The 249-nt window shown below is 80.7% G+C and carries 1 protein-coding gene; it reads left to right on the top strand.

Features of this window, described 5'->3' with window-relative positions; all coding sequences use genetic code 11:
* Window positions 1-249 (top strand): cell division protein PerM (locus AC0I8G_RS26080; protein ID WP_471732529.1); only part of this gene is annotated, 249 nt, incomplete at both ends.

Below are 249 nucleotides of genomic sequence, written 5' to 3'. Positions count from 1 at the left end.
GCTCGGTGGGTTCCTCGTCGCCGCGCTCGGCGCGCTCGTCGCCCGGTGGGCGCACCGACCCGCCCTGCCCGCGGCCGTCCCCGCCGGCGTGGTGGCTGCCCTGCGTCCGGCCGTGGCCGCGTGCGCGGGGCTCGTCGGGGCCGGTGCGCTGCTCGTCGCCGTGGCTCTCGTGCCCGGTCGCAGCGAGGTCCTCGCCCTGCACGCGGCGCTGGACCCGGGGGGGTTCGGCGGGTTGCTCCTGACCCTCGC

Source organism: Kineococcus sp. AC630, from assembly GCF_979255925.1.
Note: the sequence above shows the minus strand (reverse complement) of the source record. Positions and strands in the feature narration are given on the sequence as shown.